This is a genomic window from Mesorhizobium sp. KACC 23794, assembly GCF_052180275.1.
Taxonomy (GTDB): Bacteria; Pseudomonadota; Alphaproteobacteria; order Rhizobiales; family Rhizobiaceae; genus Kumtagia.
Genome location: NZ_CP197465.1, coordinates 6,211,303 through 6,230,118, shown reverse-complemented (window position 1 = coordinate 6,230,118; position 18,816 = coordinate 6,211,303). Strand labels below are relative to the sequence as shown.

17 protein-coding genes are annotated in these 18,816 nt (G+C 64.8%); all 17 read right to left on the bottom strand.

What is annotated here, in order from left to right; genetic code table 11:
* Positions 1-66: 66 nt before the first annotated feature.
* Positions 67-1,470 (bottom strand): tRNA (N6-isopentenyl adenosine(37)-C2)-methylthiotransferase MiaB, encoded by a 1,404-nt coding sequence (gene miaB, locus ACSBOB_RS30130; RefSeq protein ID WP_442579698.1) that lies wholly within the window; start codon positions 1,468-1,470, stop codon positions 67-69.
* A 55-nt stretch (positions 1,471-1,525) separates the two neighbouring features.
* On the bottom strand, positions 1,526-2,326 hold the full coding sequence (locus ACSBOB_RS30125; protein WP_442579697.1) for a lysophospholipid acyltransferase family protein: 801 nt from the start codon (positions 2,324-2,326) through the stop codon (positions 1,526-1,528).
* Between the two features lie 304 nt (positions 2,327-2,630).
* Positions 2,631-3,125: a ribosomal protein S18-alanine N-acetyltransferase gene (gene rimI, locus ACSBOB_RS30120; protein WP_442579696.1), complete on the bottom strand. Its 495-nt coding sequence runs from the start codon at positions 3,123-3,125 to the stop codon at positions 2,631-2,633.
* A complete protein-coding gene (tsaB, locus tag ACSBOB_RS30115) occupies positions 3,125-3,817 on the bottom strand; it encodes a tRNA (adenosine(37)-N6)-threonylcarbamoyltransferase complex dimerization subunit type 1 TsaB (RefSeq protein ID WP_442579695.1) in 693 nt (230 codons plus the stop codon). Before tsaB ends, rimI begins: the two co-directional genes overlap by 1 nt.
* Positions 3,818-4,103: 286 nt before the next feature.
* Positions 4,104-6,278 carry a malate synthase G gene (locus ACSBOB_RS30110; RefSeq protein ID WP_442579694.1) on the bottom strand — a complete coding sequence of 725 codons (2,175 nt, stop codon included), beginning with the start codon at positions 6,276-6,278 and terminating at the stop codon, positions 4,104-4,106.
* 105 nt (positions 6,279-6,383) lie between these two features.
* Complete coding sequence (locus tag ACSBOB_RS30105) at positions 6,384-6,704, bottom strand: hypothetical protein (RefSeq protein ID WP_442579693.1); 321 nt, start codon at positions 6,702-6,704, stop codon at positions 6,384-6,386.
* Positions 6,705-6,738: 34 nt separating this feature from the next.
* The gene (locus ACSBOB_RS30100; RefSeq protein ID WP_442579692.1) at positions 6,739-8,751 is read right to left on the bottom strand and encodes a hydantoinase/oxoprolinase N-terminal domain-containing protein; all 2,013 of its coding nucleotides are present in this window, start codon (positions 8,749-8,751) and stop codon (positions 6,739-6,741) included.
* Complete coding sequence (locus tag ACSBOB_RS30095) at positions 8,748-8,954, bottom strand: hypothetical protein (protein ID WP_442579691.1); 207 nt, start codon at positions 8,952-8,954, stop codon at positions 8,748-8,750. Before ACSBOB_RS30095 ends, ACSBOB_RS30100 begins: the two co-directional genes overlap by 4 nt.
* A 121-nt stretch (positions 8,955-9,075) precedes the next feature.
* Complete coding sequence (gene corA / locus ACSBOB_RS30090; RefSeq protein ID WP_442579690.1) at positions 9,076-10,164, bottom strand: magnesium/cobalt transporter CorA; 1,089 nt, start codon at positions 10,162-10,164, stop codon at positions 9,076-9,078.
* 21 nt (positions 10,165-10,185) lie between these two features.
* A complete protein-coding gene (truB, locus tag ACSBOB_RS30085) occupies positions 10,186-11,157 on the bottom strand; it encodes a tRNA pseudouridine(55) synthase TruB (RefSeq protein WP_442579689.1) in 972 nt (323 codons plus the stop codon).
* A complete protein-coding gene (gene rbfA, locus ACSBOB_RS30080) occupies positions 11,157-11,564 on the bottom strand; it encodes a 30S ribosome-binding factor RbfA (RefSeq protein ID WP_442579688.1) in 408 nt (135 codons plus the stop codon). The genes truB and rbfA overlap by 1 nt, the downstream gene beginning before the upstream one ends.
* Positions 11,565-11,685: 121 nt before the next feature.
* Entirely contained in the window at positions 11,686-11,997 is a 312-nt protein-coding gene (locus ACSBOB_RS30075; protein WP_442579687.1) for a YcxB family protein, read from the bottom strand.
* A 275-nt stretch (positions 11,998-12,272) separates the two neighbouring features.
* A complete protein-coding gene (locus tag ACSBOB_RS30070; RefSeq protein WP_442579686.1) occupies positions 12,273-12,833 on the bottom strand; it encodes a hypothetical protein in 561 nt (186 codons plus the stop codon).
* 12 nt (positions 12,834-12,845) lie between these two features.
* The gene (infB, locus tag ACSBOB_RS30065) at positions 12,846-15,653 is read right to left on the bottom strand and encodes a translation initiation factor IF-2 (RefSeq protein ID WP_442579685.1); all 2,808 of its coding nucleotides are present in this window, start codon (positions 15,651-15,653) and stop codon (positions 12,846-12,848) included.
* Positions 15,650-16,300 (bottom strand): RNA-binding protein, encoded by a 651-nt coding sequence (locus ACSBOB_RS30060; RefSeq protein WP_442579684.1) that lies wholly within the window; start codon positions 16,298-16,300, stop codon positions 15,650-15,652. The genes infB and ACSBOB_RS30060 overlap by 4 nt, the downstream gene beginning before the upstream one ends.
* Before the next feature lie 35 nt (positions 16,301-16,335).
* Positions 16,336-17,925, bottom strand: a complete 1,590-nt coding sequence (nusA, locus tag ACSBOB_RS30055) for a transcription termination factor NusA (protein WP_442579683.1) — start codon at positions 17,923-17,925, stop codon at positions 16,336-16,338.
* 37 nt (positions 17,926-17,962) lie between these two features.
* Positions 17,963-18,583, bottom strand: coding sequence for a ribosome maturation factor RimP (gene rimP, locus ACSBOB_RS30050; protein WP_442579682.1), 621 nt, complete (start codon positions 18,581-18,583; stop codon positions 17,963-17,965).
* Positions 18,584-18,816: the final 233 nt, after the last annotated feature.

Here is an 18,816-nt window from a genome sequence, read left to right as displayed (position 1 = left end):
CCGACGCCCCGGAAGGCGCCTGCTTCAGATCTGCGGTGGCGACCAAACGTCTCTCCTCTCTGGAACCTACAAAACCTCGGCGAAAAGCGTGGTGCCTTCCATCCGGGCGATTCGCACCGGAACAATGTCGCCTATTTCGCCGGCGGTTTCATCAACAATGACCGGCTGCAGCCAAGGCGACCGGCCGGCCTTCTGGCCGGGCCGGCGGCCGGGCTTTTCGATCAGCACGTCGAAGCGCATGCCGACGCGGCTTTCGGTGAACGCCTGCTGATGTTCGGCGAGCAGCGCCTGCAGCCGCTGCAGCCGTTCGTCCTTCACATGCTCCGGCAGATGCCCCTTCATGTCGGCGCCGGGCGTGCCGGGGCGCGGCGAATATTTGAAGGAGAATGCCTGCGCGTAGCGCACCGACCGGACCAGATCGAGCGTCGCCTCGAAATCCGCGTCGGTCTCGCCGGGAAAGCCGACGATGAAATCGCCCGACATGGCGATGTCTGGCTGCACGGTGCGGATACGGTCGATCAGCGCCAGATAGTCGGATGCCTTGTGGCGGCGGTTCATCGCCTTCAGGATACGGTCGGATCCCGACTGCACCGGCAGATGCAGATAGGGCATCAGTTCAGCCAGGTCGCGATGCGCGGCGATCAGCTCGTCATCCATGTCGCGCGGATGGCTGGTGGTGTAGCGCAGCCTCGCCACGCCGGGGATTTCCGCCAGCCGGAACAGCAGGCGGCCAAGCCCCCATTCCGCGCCGTCCGGACCCTCGCCATGCCATGCGTTGACGTTCTGGCCGAGCAGCGTGATCTCGCGCACACCAGCCGCCGCCAGTCTTTCGGCCTCGGCGACGATCTGCCGGACCGGGCGCGACACTTCCGAACCGCGCGTATAGGGCACCACGCAGAAGGTGCAGAACTTGTCGCAGCCTTCCTGCACAGAAAGAAACGCGGTGACTCCGCGCTTGGCGATTTCCGCGCGGCGCGGCTGCGGCAGATGCTCGAACTTGTCCTCGACGGCGTAGTCGGTCTCCACGACCTTCTCGCCGGATCGCGCCTTGCGCAAGGCGTCGGGCAGGCGATGATAGGTCTGCGGCCCGATCACCAGGTCGACGACGGGCGCGCGGCGAATGATCTCGCGGCCTTCGGCCTGGGCGACGCAGCCGGCGATGCCGATCATCATCTCGCCGCCCGCTCTCTCGCGCTCGCGCTTGACCTCGCGGATGCGTCCAAGTTCGGAATAGACCTTTTCGGCCGCCTTCTCGCGGATATGGCAGGTGTTGAGCAGGACGAGGTCGGCGTCCTCCATGCGGTCGGTCGCGGAATAGCCGTCGGCGGCCAGCGCATCGGTCATGCGCTGGGAGTCGTAGACGTTCATCTGGCAGCCATAGGTCTTGACGAAGACCTTCTTGCCGCCCTGCGCGTTCGCGTCGGCCCCGGTTAACGGTTCGGCCGCGCGGTCGATCTCGATATGCTCCATTGCCCGGCTTCTAGCGCCTTTTCGTGACGAAGGACAGACCGCAAGCGCTGGTGGTTCAGGGTCGCGGCGCTGGATTGGTCAGCGCCGCCGACAGCATTTCGCGCACCCGCGCCTCGACCAAGCGAGCAACCTCCTTGCGGTTGCTTTTGGCCGTGAATGAAACCGGCTCGCCAAAATGCACCTCTACATCCATCGCGCCCTCGCGCAGCACCGCGCTCAGATGAGGCACCAGATCCTCGTCGCCGATCCAGGCCGCCAGGCCGCGATACTGCCGCCCCATCGGCAGACCCTGCAGCCTCGTATAGGCAAGCGCGACAGGCTGGATCCACATCTCGTCATGCTTGCTCGCCGACAGCATCATCGACGCGGCGCCGAACAGCGTGGTCTTGAACGGCAGGATCTGGTTGCCGTCGCCGGTCGTGCCCTCGGCGAACAGCACCATCACGTCGCCTTCGGCCAGTCGGCTGGCGATCTCGCTGGCCTGGTCGCCGGATTTGCGGCGGCGTTCGCGCTCGACATAGACGGAACGCTGCATGCGCGAGAACCAGCCGAAGATCGGCCATGCCGACATTTCCGACTTGGCGATGAAGGAAACGTCGGCAATCGCGGCGAGCACGGTGATGTCGAGCCAGGAGACGTGGTTGGCAGCAATCATCAGCGGCCGGCCGGGCGCCGGGCCTCCGAAGACGCGGATGCGCACGCCGAGCATCCTGGTGGCTATCTTGTGCCAATGCCGCAAGACGCGGCGTCCACGGCAAAGGCCGGTCTTCAGGCAGAGCATCTGGAGCGGCGCAAGCACAATGGTCGTCAGCGCCACGACCGCCAGCGCCAGAACCGTCCGGACCGTCCCGATCATAGCACGCCGCTGCTCCGTCGGATTGCAGCCGCAGCGGCTGGAAGCCCGGTACCGGACCGGACGCAATTCGACGATCCAGGGCCGGGAAAAATGCGATGCGGGCGGTGCAGAGCCTAGCCGAAGCTGTCGTCAAACCATTCGCGAGGCAGAAAACCCGGCCAAGAAAGGCTTGTGTCGAAAAGCTTCAGGTCAGGAATGATGGCCTCGGCTTTGACGACGCCCGGAGGCGGGTTTTGCGGCTGAGACCAAAAGTCCTGACAGGAACCAACGCGACAGAATTGTGTCCGATCCGGCGTTGGAAGGCTTAACGAAGATCACGGCGCATGACAAGCGCACCCGCGGCGGGGCCTTTTTCGTTGGCGTAGTAGTTGGGCCGGCGCCCAACCTGCAGGAAACCCAGCCGGCGATAGAGCGCGATGGCAGCCGCGTTCGATTCATCGACTTCCAGGAACAGCGCATCGGCGCGCCGCGCATGAAGCTCGCGCAGCACCGCGTCCATCAACTGCCAGCCGAGGCCGAGCCGCCGGTGGGAGCGTGCGACGGCCACCGTCAGGATCTCGCCCTCGCCGGCCGCCAGCCGCGCCAGCACGAAGCCGACCGGACCCTCTGCCCCATGACCAACTTCGCGCGCGGCAAAGCCGAAGACGGTATCCTGCGCCAGCAGCCCCGCAAATTCGCCGTCACCCCAGGGACGAGAAAAATCCTCGCGATGGATCGCCGCGACGGCGGCCAGATCCGCGGACGAAAGCGGCGCGATCGAGAACTCGCGCTGGCGTGGCGCCAGGAACGGGATACGCATCACTCCTCCCGCCGCGGCAGGACAAAACCCGCCTGCGGCTTTGCGTCGGGCTCGCGGAGGTAGAGCGGGCTCGGCTTGCCGCCGGAAGCGCCTTTCGCCGACGCAATCCGCGCATAGGTGGCGATGTCGGCGGTAGCGCTTTCCAGCGCTATGGCTAGACGACCCTCCGAGAGGTCAGCGACCGCCCGCGCGGCAGTGCCGGCCAGCGCCGCCCCGCTCCGCAATGCCAGTTCCGCTGCTTCCCCCGCACCCATGATCGAAGGAGCATACACCTCGTGTCCGAATTCATCGTAAACGGCCGTCTGGACTGTCGCCGGGGCATTTCCCGCCGTACCACCAAGCACCGCCATGACCGTCCCGGCGCCGGCTTCCGCCCTTGCCTCCATTGCCAGCGCTTCCAGCGTGTTCACGCCGATCGCCGGAATGCCGAGCGCCAGCGCGAAACCGCGCGCCGCCGACACCGCGACGCGGATGCCGGTGAACGAGCCAGGCCCGACCGCGACGGCAATAGCGCCGAGGTCGGCATAGGTCTTGCCGGCGGCGGCAAGCGCCGCGTCGATGACGCCGATGAGGTGCTCGGCGTGCCCCTTGCCGAGATCGAGTACCGAACGGTCAAGCTCGCGGTTCGCCGAAGTGTCGTAGATGCAAGCGGCGCAGAGGCTGGCTGAACAGTCGATTGCGAGGACGATCATGGGCGGCAGGCCAGTTTGACATGCGGCCGATATGAGCCAACCCTTCGGTGGGTAGGCCGGCGTTCCTTCGCACCCCCCTCTGTCCTGCCGGACATCTCCCCCTCAAGGGAGGAGATTGGCGGTTGCGACCCCGGCGCCTTCCCTACGACGCTGGCGATTGGCGAAACCAAAGCGGTCGGCCAATCTCCCCCCCTGAGGGGGAGATGTCCAGCAGGACAGAGGGGGGTGCGAAGGAATGCCATCGGTACAACGATACGGGATATGTTTCCCGCCGATAAGGTCTCGCTCAGGCTGAAGCCTTCGCCTTCAACTCCAACCGCCGCGCATGCAGCACCGGCTCGGTATAGCCGTTCGGCTGCGAAACACCCTTGAACACCAGGTCGCAGGCGGCAAGGAAGGCGATCGACTCGTCGAAATAAGGTGCCATCGGGCGGTAGTGCGGATCATGCGCGTTCTGGCGGTCGACGACGCCGGCCATGCGCTTCATCGTCGCCATCACCTGCGACTGCGAGCAGACGCCGTGATGCAGCCAGTTGGCGATGTGCTGGGACGAGATGCGCAGCGTCGCGCGGTCCTCCATCAGGCCGACATCGTTGACATCGGGTACCTTCGAGCAGCCGACGCCCTGGTCGATCCAGCGCACGACGTAGCCCAGAATGCCTTGCGCGTTGTTGTCCAACTCGTGCTGGATTTCTTCCGGCGTCCAGTTCGGGCGAACGGCGACCGGCACCGAAAGGATGTCGTCCAGCTTTGCGCGCGGCCGGCTCTTCAAAATCTCCTGCACGGCATGCACGTCGACCTTGTGATAGTGCGTGGCGTGCAGGGTGGCCGCCGTCGGCGACGGCACCCAGGCCGTGTTGGCGCCGGCCTTCGGATGCGCGATCTTCTGCTCCAGCATCGCCGCCATCAGGTCGGGCATCGCCCACATGCCCTTGCCGATCTGGGCGCGGCCTTCGAGCCCGCAGGCCAGCCCGATATCGACGTTCCAGTTCTCATAAGCCGAAATCCATGGCGCCTGCCGCATGTCGCCCTTGCGGATCATCGGCCCGGCTTCCATCGAGGTATGGATCTCGTCGCCGGTGCGGTCGAGGAAACCGGTGTTGATGAAGACGACGCGGTCCTTCGCCGCGCGAATGCATTCCTTGAGGTTGACGGTGGTGCGCCGCTCCTCGTCCATGATGCCCATCTTGATGGCGTTTTCGGCCATGCCGAGAAGCTTTTCGACGCGCGAAAAAATCTCGACGGCGAAGGCGACTTCCTCCGGCCCGTGCATCTTCGGCTTGACGATGTACATCGACCCAGCGCGCGAGTTGGCGCGGCGGCCGTTCGGCCCGATGTCGTGCAGGGCGATGAGCGCGGTTATGGCTGCGTCCATCATGCCTTCCGGAACCTCGCGGCCATCGGAAAGCAGGATCGCCGGATTGGTCATCAGGTGGCCGACATTGCGCACCAGCATCAGCGAGCGGCATTTCAGCGAAAAACTCGATCCGTCGGGCGCGGTGTAATCGAGATCCGGGTTGAGTTTCCGGGTGAAGGTCTTTCCGCCCTTGGTCACCTCTTCGGCTAGGTCCCCCTTCATCAGGCCGAGCCAGTTGCGGTAGACTAAAACCTTGTCCTCGGCATCGACGGCGGCAACGGAATCCTCGCAGTCTTGGATCGTCGTCAGCGCCGATTCCAGCCAGACATCCGAAATATGCGCCGGATCGTCCTTGCCGATCGGCGAAGTTGCATCGACAAGCACCTCGATAAACAAGCCGTTGTTCCTGAGCAGGAATTGATGAGGCGCGGCCGGATAGCCGAGATAGCCCGCGAACTTTTCCGCATCCTTCAGGCCGGTGACGCGGCCGTCCAGCAACGTCACGACGAGCCTGGCATCCTTCACTGCAAACGCCTTGGCATCGCTCCAGCTTGCGCCATCAAGCGGCAGACTCTCGTCCAGAAACGCCCGCGCCCAGGCGACCACCTTGGCGCCACGCTTGGGGTTATAACCCTTGCCCTTCTCCGCGCCGTCCGTCTCGGGAATGGCGTCCGTGCCGTAGAGCGCGTCATAGAGCGACCCCCAGCGCGCATTGGCGGCATTCAGCGCATAACGCGCGTTCATCACCGGCACGACCAGTTGCGGCCCGGCGATCTCGGCGATCTCGGGATCGACGTTCCCGGTCGAGATGCTGAAATCCGGTCCTTCCGGCAGCAGATAGCCGATATGGGTCAGGAAGGCGCGGTAGGCGGCAAGGTCGGCCGGCGCGCCATTGTCGCGATGCCAAGCGTCGATCCTGTCCTGAAACGCATCACGCCTCGCAAGCAGCGCGCGATTCTTCGGCGCGAGATCGTTGGCCAGCGCCGAAAACCCGTCCCAGAACGCGCCCGCCTCGACGCCGGTACCCGGCAGCGCCTCGTCAGCCACGAAATCGTGCAGAAGGCGGTCGACACGCAGTCCGGCGACCGGGATGAAATCCGTCATCTCAAAAAGTCCTCACGGTCCGTTTTCGTCTTGGGTTTCCGGGCTTTGGCACGCCGCAACCGGATGGTCAATTCACCAAGCGGTTGACGTGCTGGCGCCATGAGATCAGTGCGGGTCGTTGAATATGTACACGCACTGCGTTTTGTCGATTTTTGCGATTGTCACCTGGGGTACGGACGATACCAGGATGTCATGGAACCGTGGCGAGCGCCGAAAATGCTCGCACTGGCCCTTGGTCATTTTCCGATTTGCTGGATTTGAAACGGTCATGGCAGCACCTTTGCCGTCCGCAAGCGTCGCATAAACCCCCACGACGACGCGGGCCGCGGATGAATCTACGCTGCGCGACGCACAGGCTGTCGACCCGATCAACACGTCGGCGAGCAGCAGTAACCGCAAGCCGCATTCTGCTGAGACGACACGCACTTGTCGGAACTCCACATGGTGACGCCGGCCAAGGCTAGCTCGCGATCCTTGGCCGGCCGCTGGCAACCGCCACAACGCGCGCCTCTATGAACATTCGTTGACCTTCGACGGTCGACGTACGGATGTCCTGCGAAACAACGATTTCTGCGGCATCGGTGCCGGCGGCAAGTGCGCGCAGTGCAGCAAATTCCCGCACACGAATCACTGCTGCGTTGAGCGCAGCATTCTCGTCGGTGAAATCACGCATGATGTCCCCCGCCGACAACCGGAAAAGCCCTTCCTTCGGCTGGCTGACCAGCGCTTCCGCCGAGACGCGCACTTGGCCGACCACGGCACCGAGCGCGTTGGCGACATCGGTGTCCTCCGGCACGATGCAGCGATTGCCGACAAGGCCCGGCAAATCCGCATAATGCAGCGGTGCCGACGCGCCGAGCCCGATCACCGGACGGTCGAGCGCCACGCTGAACCGTGCGATGCCGTCGCGGCCGTCCACGGCGCGCTGTACCAGCGCATGCGCCACCGTCGCCGCCCCATCAAGACCGTCCTCGGCAAAGGCAGTCTCCAAAATCACCTCGGCGGAAAGCCGGGTCACTGCTGCCAGCACCCGCTCCGAAAGCGCCTCCGGCGTCTCGGCGATCGGCTGCCCACGCCCATCGCGGCGGCGGGCGAAAAGTTCGGCGCCAAGGCGCGCCGAAACGGCATCCCAGTTCGCCTGCCGCCCGAGCGTATGGGCGGCATCCGAGGGGGTGAAACCGCAGACATGGACCAGGCCGCGCGAAACGAGGCGGTTCAGCGTCGCCATCTGCGCCGTCGAACTCAGCAACTGGTCGAGCGGCAGAGGCGCCATGCCGATTGCGTCGTAAAGTTTCTGCTCGGGTGTGGTCAGCCCCGCCGCCAGCCGCTCCGGCACGCCGGTGCGCATGGCGAAGCGGCCGTCCATGCGGCCGGGATTGGGCGCCCGCAGCTGTCGCTCCAGATGTTTCGTGACGGCCTCGCCATGCGCCTGCCCGGCTAGCGCCAGCGGCACGAGGCGGCGCGGTCCAAGTAATATCTTCGGCGTGAGGGCTCCTTCCTCCAGCCGCACCTCCGAATCGCCGCCGAGGCCGAAGGTGCGCATGGCAACCGCCTCGACCATGGTGCGGAAACCGCCGACCGTGGCGCCCTCCGGGTCGAGCCGCGGCCGGCCCTTGTCCAGCACCGCGACATCGGTGGTGGTGCCGCCGATGTCGGAGATGACGGCATTGTCGAGGCCGGTCATGTGGCGAGCACCGACGAGGCTGGCGGCCGGCCCGGACAAAATCGTCTCGATCGGCCGTTGCCGCGCGAAGGCCGCCGAGACCAGCGCGCCGTCGCCGCGCACCACCATCAACGGCGCGACAACGCCTCGCTCGTCCAGAAAACCCACAGTGGCCGCCACCAGCCGGTCGATCATCGAGATCAGCCGTGCATTGAGCAGCGTCGTCAGCGCGCGGCGCGGTCCTCCGAGCTTCGACGAAAGCTCGTGGCTGGCGGTGACCGGCAGGCCGGTCCGCTCGCGGATAAGGTCGCGCGCCAGAATCTCGTGGGCTGGGTTGCGTGTGGCGAAGTAGGCGCAGACGGCGAAGCCGGAAACCGTGGCCGACAGCGCAGGAAGCTCGGCTTCGAGGTGGGCAAGATCCAGCGGCCTGGCATTCCCATGGACGTCGTGGCCGCCGTCGCAGAAGATCACCGGATCTCCGCCAAGCGCCTTTTCCAGCCCGTCGCGCGCCAGGTCGGCGGGCGTGAAACCGATCATCAGCAGCGCCACCCGGCCGCCCTGGCCTTCGACCAGCGCGTTGGTGGCAAGCGTCGTCGACATTGAAACCAGCTTGACCGATTTCGGATCGGCTTTGGCTTTCTCCAGCACGGCATCGACCGCGCCGCCGATTCCCACCGCCAGATCGTGGCGGGTGGTCAGCGCCTTGGCCTTGGCGGCGACGCCGGTCGTCTCCGACCAGAGCACGGCGTCCGTGTAGGTGCCGCCGGTATCGATGCCGAGATAGAGCGCAGGCGCTGCCGTCGATGTCATTGCGCGATCATTTCTTCCTGCTCGACCGTCAGCGGCTTGACGCCGGGCGGCAGCGGCTCGGGTTTCTCCTCAGGCGCGTCACCCTGAGCGACAGGCACGTTTCCGGTCGGCGCCGGGTCGGGCGTCTTCCCCGCACAGCCAGCCTGCAATGCGCAGAGAAGGGCGAGCACGAGGATCGGAACGACACGGGAGACAAAGGACATCAGGGGCGATCGGTCGCGCGGCAGGGAAGGACGGCGGGCTTTGCAAGGCGATGCCCGCTTCGTTGCGTGCCGGCTTCTATCCCATTCCGTTTCGCGCCGCCAGCCTGCGCAACATCAGACGTCAAAGCCATTTTCGCCAGCGAAAGAACAGCACCAATGCGACGGCGATCACCAGCATGAGCCCGAGCGCCAACGGGTAGCCGTAGTAGGACAGCAGTTCCGGCATGTTCCAGGGTGACTTTTCCGGATCGAAATTCATGCCCCATATGCCGGCGAGGAAGGTCAGCGGGATGAAGATCGCCGACACGATGGTGAGGAAGCTGATGATGTCGTTGGTGCGCGCCTGGCTGAGCGACAGGTGCATGTCGATCAGGCCGGTCAGCATGTCGCGATTGGTCTCGCCGCTTTCGATCAGTCGCATACAGTGATCGAGCGTATCGTTGAGGAAGACCTTCGTCTCCTTGTGGACGAAAGGCACCTCGGCGCGCTCCAGGCCGGCCACGGCGTCGCGCAATGGCCACAGCGCGCGCTTCAGATTGATCATGCCGCGCTTCAATTCGTGCATCTGGCGGACCTGCCCCTTTTGCGGTCCGGCGAGCATCGCATCCTCGATCCGGTCGATCGCGTCGGCGGTGATGTCGAGGATCGGGAAATAGCTGTCGACGATGGCGTCGACCAGCGCGTAGGCGAGATAGTCGGCGCGGCGGTTGCGGATGCGGTGCGAGGTCGGTGCGGCGATGCGCTTGCGCACCGGCTCGAACGGATCGCCTTCGCGTTCCTGGAAGGTGATGACGAAATTTTCGCCGAAATGAACGGAGATCTGCTCGTAGCGCTGCGTCGCCGCGTCGTCGATCATGCTGACGACGACGAAGGCATGGTCGTCGAAGAAGTCGACCTTTGGCCGCTGGCTGGTGTTGACCGTGTCTTCCAGCGCCAGCGGATGCAGGCCGAAACAGGTTCCGATCGCCGCAATCAATTCGACATTGGCCAGACCGACGCAGTCCAGCCAGACCAGCGGCCATTCAGCGCGATTGGTCGCCACATCCTGCAGAGCGGCATCCGCGATGACGTGATGCGTGTCCGGCGCGATAAGCGTCAGGGTGAGCCGCGACGGCAGCGCGCCCGGGTCGGCAATCAGTGTGCCGGGCGGCGCGCCGATTGGCGAGCGTTTTGACCGCGAGGACGCCGGATTGACTGGCTGCGCGGCCATGCTGCCCTCGTTCAGCGCCGGTCAGCCGGCAAAAACCCGCTTCGGCTTGAACATGCCGGCCTCGATGGCGCCGATCGCCACCAGCCTGCCGCGCACGGTGGCGCAGGCCTCCTCGGCTTGCAAGGGGGCGTCGCGGCCCCGCAGGATGATCGAATTGCCGAGCCTGAGTTTTGCCGCCGCGTCGTCGGTGATGACCACCTGCGGCAGGCAGTCGAGGGCAGCGCCCGTATCCACCAGGAAGGCATCGATCGCGGCGTAGCGCTCGGCCTGCGAGACGAAGGGGCGCGCCTCGCCTTCGGCCTCGGCTTCCTCGCGCTTCGGCGCGGCGGCTTCAAGGTCGGTCAGCAGCACGAAATCCTCGGGCGTGAACGGGTCGACCTCGGTGCGCCGAAGCTCGGCTATGTGGCCGTAGCAGCCGAGGTCGCGGCCGAGATCGCGCGCCAGCGAGCGCACATAGGTTCCCTTGCCGCATTCGACCTCCAGCACGGTGTGGTCGCCGGTATGCTCGATGATTTCCAGCCGCCCAATCTCGACCTCGCGGGCCGGTATGTCGACCGTCTCGCCCTCTCGGGCGAGATCGTAGGCGCGCTCGCCGGCGATCTTGATCGCCGAGAACTGCGGCGGCGTCTGCATGATCACGCCGGTATAGTTCGGCAGCAACGCCTCGATGTCGGCTTGCGTCGGGCGCGTGTCCGAGCTTTTGGTCACCGGCCCTTCGAGGTCGTCGGTCGAGCGCTCCTCGCCCCAGGCGATGGTGAAGCGGTAAACCTTTGCGCCGTCCTGCACATAGGGGACGGTCTTGGTCGCCTCGCCGAGCGCGATCGGCAGCATGCCGGACGCCAGCGGGTCGAGCGTGCCGGCGTGACCGGCCTTCTCGGCCTGGAACAGCCACTTGATCTTGGAGACGGCGTCGGTCGATCCCATGCCGACCGGCTTGTCGAGGATCAGCCAGCCGGAGATCGGCCGGCCCTTTTTCTTGCCGCGACGGCCCATCAGTCTTCTTCTTTCTCGTCTTTTGCCAGGTCTCGCGCCACTTCGGGCGAACGCAGAAGCTGGTCGATTTTTGACATGTTGTCGTAGCTGGTATCGATGCGGAAGCGGAACTCCGGCATCGAGCGCATCTGGCGCAGCGCGCCCGAGACGCGGCCGCGGATAAACTTTGCGTTTTTCGCCAGAGCCTTGATCACTGCGTCGTGGTCGGCCGCACCCAGCGGCGAGACGAAGGCGGTGGCGATCTTGAGGTCAGGCGACATGCGCACCTCGGAGATCGAGATCACGGTGGATTCGATGACGTCGTCGCGCACTTCGCCGCGCGCCAGAACGTCGGCCAGTGCGTGGCGTACCTGTTCGCCGACGCGAAGCATGCGCTGGGAAGGCCCAGCCGAGGGTGTCTTGGACATGGAAAACTCGTGTTTATATGCGGGTTCGAACCGCGCCAGGCCGCTCCATAGCGATGTTGCGCCGGCTTGGCTACCCCGTGGCCGATTTCTTGGCGTCGTGCGGACGTGGTGCGCTCGGAAATCATGTGACCGCTTCCTCGCTGCGCCGGTCTATTTCTGCGCCGAAGGCCTGCATCTCCTCGGCGTCCTCGAACGCCCGCAACGGCACGATCGCCGGGCCGTCATGAAACAGGATGAAGACGTGGCTGTCGGTTGAAATCACCTTGCCTATCTGCTCGTAGGCCAGATGCCGGGTTCCGGCTAGCGAACGGATGACGAGGTGGTCGCCCCACTCCTCGATCTCCGTCTGTCCATGCCGCGCGGCGAGCCCGCGGGCGCGCCGGTGCATTTGCCAGTTGTAGATAGACAGCCCGGCAATCGCCCACAGCAGCACGAGGCCACCGACCGACAGCCACCACCAAGCGCGCGGCCAATCCTCGATCAGGCCGGAAAATGCACCGATGGCGATCAGCGGGACAAGGGCCGCGATTTTCCGCCGGCCTGACCATTCGCCCGGCAGGCGTTCATAGGCCAGGGCATCGACGAGTGTCAGGCGGTAGCGGTAGACGGCAAGGGGTTTGTGGATATTATTGCGTATCGCCCAGATCCTTGGTCAAACTCTATACGCCCATCGCGAACCAGAGAGGACCCGACAATGGACGATTTTATCTAGCTTATGAATTCAACAAGAGCATCGAATTGCACATGATCGACAACCCTTCTGGGCAAATACACGAACCTCTTTTCTTCTTCAATCATCATAAAAAGATAGGCGGAGTTAAATTTTACGCCCTCAACATGTCGTCTCGATATTTTGGTTGCATCGACAAAGGATACATCTTTATTTGTGTATATTCTAACTAAGCCCTGGATAATCTTGTTTTTCTTAGTTTTCAGGCGAGCTAAATATAAGTATCTCAATGAGAGAAAAATAGACAGAATTACAAGAATTGAAGACGCGGCCGACAGGCTCCAATGGAAGTCCTGAGAATAAGAGTCCGGAAGCAGTCGTTCGGAAAGCTTGCCTGCCCATGCGCTTATCCACCATACGATAGGCCAGAATGCCACCGCCAGCACCAGGCCGACGGCATATCCAAATCGATAAGTACGGTTTCGGGGGCTGATCTTCCGAAAGCTCGCTGCTGCCTCTTCACGTTCACGCTCATTGGATTCATATAGAAACTCCCATCGGACTTCATCAGAGTCCGATGGGAGGCTGTCGACAACCATCCAAGTCGAGTCTTACAGCGACCTGGTCACCATCTCGACCCGGAAGCATTCGATGACGTCGCCGACGCGCATGTCCTCGTAGTTCTGGAAGGCCATGCCGCACTCCTGGCCGACCGGAACCTCGGACACTTCGTCCTTGAACCGCTTCAGCGTCTTCAGCGTGCCCTCGTGGACGACGATGTTGTCGCGGATCAGGCGCACGCCCGCGCCGCGTTCCACCTTGCCTTCGGTGATCCGGCAGCCGGCGACCTTGCCGAGCTTGGTAATGTCGAAGATCTCGAGAATCTCCGCATTGCCGATGAAGGTCTCGCGGCGTTCCGGCGACAGCATGCCCGACATCGCCGCCTTCACGTCATCCACGAGATTGTAGATGATGTTGTAGTAGCGGATCTCCAGCCCGGCCTGGTCGGCCGCCTGCTTTGCCTGCGGGTTGGCGCGCACGTTGAAGCCGATGATCGCCGCACCCGACGTATCGGCCAGGGAGATGTCGCTTTCCGTGATCGCTCCCGCGCCGCTGTGCACGATGCGAGCCCGCACCTCGTCGGTGCCGAGCTTTTCGAGGGCGACGATAATCGCCTCGACCGAACCCTGCACGTCGCCCTTGATGACCAGCGGGAACTCCTTGATGCCGGTCGCCTGAAGCTGCGACATCATCTGTTCCAGCGAGCCGCGCTGGCTGACATGCTTGGCTACGGCCTTGTCGCGCGCCTTGCGCTGGCGGTACTCGGTGATCTCGCGGGCACGGGCTTCCGAATCGACGACGGCGAAACGGTCGCCCGCCATTGGCGTGGCCTGGAGACCGAGCACTTCGACCGGCTGCGAGGGCAGGGCACCTTCGAGCTGTTCGCCGCGGTCGTCGAGCAGGGCGCGGACGCGGCCCCATTCGTTGCCGGCCACGATGATGTCGCCGACCAGAAGGTCGCCGGTCTGCACGAGCACGGTGGCCACCGGGCCGCGGCCCTTGTCGAGCTTGGCTTCGATGACGACGCCCTCGGCGGTGCGGTCCGGGTTGGCTTTCAGGTCGAGCACTTCGGCCTGCAGCAGGATCGCTTCCAGCAGCTTGTCGAGGCCGGCTCCCGTCTTGGCCGAAACCTCGACGTCGAGAACTTCACCGCCCATCGATTCGACGAACACTTCATGGCGCAGCAACTCGCTGCGCACCTTCTGCGGGTCGGCCTCGTGCTTGTCGATCTTGTTGATCGCCACGATGATCGGCACGCCGGCCGCCTTGGCATGGCTGATCGACTCGATCGTCTGCGGCATGACCGAATCGTCGGCCGCGACCACCAGCACCGCGATGTCGGTCGCCTGTGCGCCGCGGGCGCGCATCGCCGTGAAGGCGGCGTGGCCGGGCGTGTCGATGAAGGTGATCTTCTGGCCGTTCTTCTCGACCTGGTAGGCGCCGATATGCTGGGTGATGCCGCCTGCCTCGCCGGAAACGACGTTGGCGTTGCGGATGGCGTCCAGCAGCGACGTCTTGCCGTGGTCGACGTGGCCCATGATGGTGACCACCGGCGGGCGCGGACGCAGATCCTCCGGATTGTCGGGGCCGCCGAAGAAGCCTTCTTCGATGTCGGATTCCGCGACGCGGCGCACGGTGTGGCCGAATTCGGACGCCACCAGTTCGGCGGTGTCGGCGTCGATCACGTCACCAGGCTTCAGGATCTGGCCCTGCTTCATGAAATACTTGACGACATCGACGGCGCGCTCGGACATGCGCTGCGCCAGTTCCTGGATGGTGATGGTTTCCGGCAGCACGACCTCCCGCGAGATCTTCTCGCGCGGCTCCTGGTGCATGGCGCGCTTGAACTTCTCCTGGCGGCGGCGCATCGACGACAGCGAGCGTGCGCGCGCGTCCTCGTCGCCCGTCGCCGAGCTTACCGTCAGCTTGCCGCGGCGCTTGTCCTCGTCGCCGCGCGTCCTGGTCGGCTTGGCGACCTCCGGCGTCGCCGGCCGGCGCAGGGGAGTGCTGCGCAATGCGCCGACGCTGCCGCGCGGGCGGGCTTCGGATTCATCGTCGCGGGTGGCGACCTCGAGCTGCGGAGCCCTGCGCCGCGCCTCTTCCTCGGCGCGGCGGCGTGCCTCCGCTTCCTTCTGCAGGCGGGCTTCTTCCTCGGCCTGGCGGCGGGCGGACGCATCGCGTTCACGCTTGCGCTGCTCTTCGTCGTCCTGACGGCGCTTGGCCTCAACGAGCGCGCGCTGCCGGTCTTCCTGTTCACGCGCCTTCGAACCTTCGAGCGCGCGGCGGCGGGCCTCGATCTCGCCGGTGGAGAGTTCGTTCAGCACCATTCCGCTGCGCTCGGGGCGCGGTGCCTGCTGCGGCCTGCCGACAGCAGGCTGCGGGCGCGGCGGCGCCGGTTGCGGTCGGGCGGCAACGGGCGCCGGGGCCGGCTGCGGCCTTGCCACGGCAGGCTGAGGGGCTGGCTGAGGTCTGGCGGCCACCGGCTGGGGGGCGGCGGCGACCGGAGCCGCGGGAGCCTGCGGCCTTGGCGTCGGCGCAGGCGTTGGCTGCGGCGTGGCCGCCACGGGTTGCGGAGCGGGCTGCGGCCTCGCGACCGTGGGCTGGGGCGCGGCGGTTGGGGCCGGAACAGGCGCCGGCTGTGGCGGACGCGGTGCCAACACCGGGGCCGGTGCAGACTCCGGGCGATCGCCGGGCATCGAGAATTTGCGTTTCTTGGTCTCGACGACGACCTGCTTGGTGCGGCCATGCGAGAAATTCTGGCGCACAATGCCCTGCGTGACGCCGGCCGGCTTCAGGCTCAGCGTCTTCTTGGTGTTGACGGTCAACGTATTGTCGTCGCCGGATTTCGTATCGCTCATTCCATATCCTCTGCGGCTGTCTCGTCTTCGGCGATCGCCGCAAACATCGCCTGATCTTCCGGGGAGCCGCCCCGGTAGCGGTCGAGCGCCATAAGGCGCTTTTCTGCCGCCTTTCCCGCCTCCTGCGCGAGAACGGCAGCATGTATCACATTTGTCCCGCCCAATGCCAAACTCAATTCGGCTTCCGAAAAAAGTTTATAGGCATGGATTTCCGGCCCACCGAGATGGGCGGTCGCCCGTCTGGCCTGGGTAATCTTGCGGACGCCGTCTTGCGAGGCGTCCATGGCATGGGTGACGCAGAGCGCCTCGCCACTGCGCACCGCATTGTCGACCTTCGCGGCGCCCAATGCAACCGCTCCGGCCTTGCGCGCCAGCCCGACGGCGCCCAGCGCGGATTTCACCATGATCTGGTCGATCTGGTCCGCAAGGTGAGGGGAAACGTCGACCTGCCGCTTGAAGGCGCGCGCGAACAGGTTCTTCGCGACAGCCTTCTCCACATGTAGGCGGTCGGCGCTCACCCAGCAACCGCGGCCGGGCAGTTTTCTCTTGAGGTCTGGAACGACCGCGCCGTCGGGACCGACGACGAACCGGATCAGTTCATCCGGCTCGCGCCGCTCGCGCGAAACGATGCAGGTGCGATCGTTCATCTCGTCTGTGAGGGACTGGCTGGCGATGGGTCACCTCACGCATCCGCCGGCTCGGCGGGCTCTTCGGCGACGACTTCGTCCTCGGTGATCCAGCCGGCCTTGAGGCGGGCGGCAAGCACCATCTGCTCGGCATCGGCCCGCGACACCTCATGAGAGGCAAGCACGCCGGGGAACATCTTGGTCTCGCCGTCCTTGCGCTCCTTCCAGCCGACGAGGTCGTCGACGGCGTAGCCGGCGAAATCCTCGACCGTCTTCACGCCGTCCTCGCCGAGCGTCACCATCATCGCGGTGGTCAGGCCGGGGATCTCGCGCAGTTCATCCTGGACGCCGAGCTGCTTGCGCTTCTCGTCATGCTCGGCCTCGATCTTCTCAAGATAGTCGCGGGCACGAGACTGGATCTCGCTTGCCGTGTCCTCGTCGAAACCGTCGATCGACGAAATCTCGTCGGCATCGACGTAAGCCACTTCCTCGACCGAGGTAAAACCTTCCGACGCCAGCACCTGGCCGACCATCTCGTCGACGTTGAGGGCGCTCATGAACAGGTTGGAGCGTTCGACGAATTCCTTCTGGCGGCGCTCGGACTCTTCCTGCTCGGTCAGGATGTCGATGTCCCAGCCGGTGAGCTGCGAGGCCAGCCGCACGTTCTGGCCGCGGCGGCCGATGGCCAGCGACAACTGGTCGTCGGGAACCACCACCTCGATGCGCTCGGCATCTTCATCGAGCACCACCTTGGCGACTTCGGCCGGCTGCAGCGCGTTGACGATGAAGGAAGCCGCCGACGGCGACCACGGAATGATGTCGATCTTCTCGCCCTGCAGTTCGGCAACGACCGCCTGCACGCGGCTGCCGCGCATGCCGACGCAGGCGCCGACCGGGTCGATGGACGAATCGCGCGAGATCACCGCGATCTTGGCGCGCGAACCGGGGTCGCGGGCGACCGACTTGATCTCGATGATGCCGTCATAGATCTCCGGCACTTCCATGGTGAACAGCTTTGCCATGAACTGCGGATGGGTGCGGCTGAGGAAAATCTGGGGGCCGCGCTGTTCGCGCCGCACGTCATACACATAGGCGCGGACGCGGTCGCCATATTTGTAGTTCTCGCGCGGGATCAGTTCGTCGCGGCGGATGATCGCCTCGCCACGGCCGAGATCGACGATGACATTGCCATATTCGACGCGCTTGACCGTGCCGTTGACGATCTCGCCGATGCGGTCCTTGTATTCGTCGAACTGCCGGTCGCGCTCGGCCTCGCGCACCTTCTGGACGATGACCTGCTTGGCCGACTGGGCGGCGATGCGGCCGAAATCCATCGGCGGAAGCTGCTCGGCGATGAAGTCGCCGAGCTCCGCGTCGGGGTTGCGCTCGCGGGCCGAGGAGAGCGCAATCTGCGTCGCGTAGTCCTCGACCTTTTCCACGACTTCCATCAGCCGCTGCAGCTTCATCTCGCCGGTATTGGCGTTGATGTCGGCGCGGATGTTGGTTTCCTGGCCGTAGCGCGAGCGCGCCGCCTTCTGGATCGCGTCCGCCATTGCGGCGATCACGATCGACTTGTCGATCGACTTTTCGCGCGCGACCGCATCGGCGATCTGCAGCAGCTCGAGCCTGTTCGCACTGACTACCATTTTTATCTCCCTGAACCTCGCCGGCTATGCCGGGCGCTCATTCACTTTCCGTTGTGTCTTCTTCGTCGGTCTCGCCGCGGCGCTTGCGCGCCTCCTTGCGGGCCCGGTTGTCCTTCGACAGCGCGTCGCGGATGAGATCGTCGGTCAGCACCAGCCGCGCCTCGGCGATGGCCTCGTAAGGCACCCGCACCGTCGGCTCGACGCCATAGGCCGGCATGTCCCGCTCGATCAGCACATCGGTCTCGCCCGCCTCGGCGATCTTGCCCTTGAAGCGCTTGCGCTCGGCGACCATGATGGAGGTTTCCATCTTCACCTGATGTCCGGTCCAGGTGACGAAATCCGACTTGCGCACCAGCGGGCGATCGATGCCGGGCGACGACACTTCCAGATGATACGCCTTGTCGATCGGATCATCCACGTCCAGCGCCGGCGAAATCGCCCGGCTGACCTCTTCGCAATCCTCGACGGTCATGGTCCCGTCCTCGCGTTCGGCCATGATCTGCAAGGTCAGGCCGTTCTGGTTCATCAGGCGCACGCGCACCAGCCTGTAGCCGGTCGCACGCATCACCGGCGCGATGATCGCCGCGACCCGCGCTTCCGTTCCGCTCTCGCGGATGATGCGGTCGTCCATCGGACGTTCGCTTTGTTCGGCCGTCATTCGGTCTCCAGCGGTCCGGGTAATAAAAAAGAGCGGGACCGGGTGGACCCACTCTTCGTCATACCGACCAAGAATTTGAAGTCGATATAGAAGGAATGACGGGGGAATGCAAGGGCGCGGTGGAGGGCGACTTCGACACGTCAGATTGTGAATGGCCGCTTCCGGCCCCGAGGCGGTCACTCGGATTTGCGCTGAAAGCTCGCTCGATTTGGCTTAACCGCGCATAGTAATAG

Bases quoted from the DNA above. Each gene is read 5' to 3' on its own strand.
- miaB (WP_442579698.1), bottom strand. From the start codon at position 1,470: ATGGAGCATATCGAGATCGACCGCGCGGCCGAACCGTTAACCGGGGCC.
- ACSBOB_RS30125 (WP_442579697.1), bottom strand. From the start codon at position 2,326: ATGATCGGGACGGTCCGGACGGTTCTGGCGCTGGCGGTCGTGGCGCTG.
- rimI (WP_442579696.1), bottom strand. From the start codon at position 3,125: ATGCGTATCCCGTTCCTGGCGCCACGCCAGCGCGAGTTCTCGATCGCG.
- tsaB (WP_442579695.1), bottom strand. From the start codon at position 3,817: ATGATCGTCCTCGCAATCGACTGTTCAGCCAGCCTCTGCGCCGCTTGC.
- ACSBOB_RS30110 (WP_442579694.1), bottom strand. From the start codon at position 6,278: ATGACGGATTTCATCCCGGTCGCCGGACTGCGTGTCGACCGCCTTCTG.
- ACSBOB_RS30100 (WP_442579692.1), bottom strand. From the start codon at position 8,751: ATGACATCGACGGCAGCGCCTGCGCTCTATCTCGGCATCGATACCGGC.
- ACSBOB_RS30095 (WP_442579691.1), bottom strand. From the start codon at position 8,954: ATGTCCTTTGTCTCCCGTGTCGTTCCGATCCTCGTGCTCGCCCTTCTC.
- corA (WP_442579690.1), bottom strand. From the start codon at position 10,164: ATGGCCGCGCAGCCAGTCAATCCGGCGTCCTCGCGGTCAAAACGCTCG.
- truB (WP_442579689.1), bottom strand. From the start codon at position 11,157: ATGGGCCGTCGCGGCAAGAAAAAGGGCCGGCCGATCTCCGGCTGGCTG.
- rbfA (WP_442579688.1), bottom strand. From the start codon at position 11,564: ATGTCCAAGACACCCTCGGCTGGGCCTTCCCAGCGCATGCTTCGCGTC.
- ACSBOB_RS30070 (WP_442579686.1), bottom strand. From the start codon at position 12,833: ATGGTTGTCGACAGCCTCCCATCGGACTCTGATGAAGTCCGATGGGAG.
- infB (WP_442579685.1), bottom strand. From the start codon at position 15,653: ATGAGCGATACGAAATCCGGCGACGACAATACGTTGACCGTCAACACC.
- ACSBOB_RS30060 (WP_442579684.1), bottom strand. From the start codon at position 16,300: ATGAACGATCGCACCTGCATCGTTTCGCGCGAGCGGCGCGAGCCGGAT.
- nusA (WP_442579683.1), bottom strand. From the start codon at position 17,925: ATGGTAGTCAGTGCGAACAGGCTCGAGCTGCTGCAGATCGCCGATGCG.
- rimP (WP_442579682.1), bottom strand. From the start codon at position 18,583: ATGACGGCCGAACAAAGCGAACGTCCGATGGACGACCGCATCATCCGC.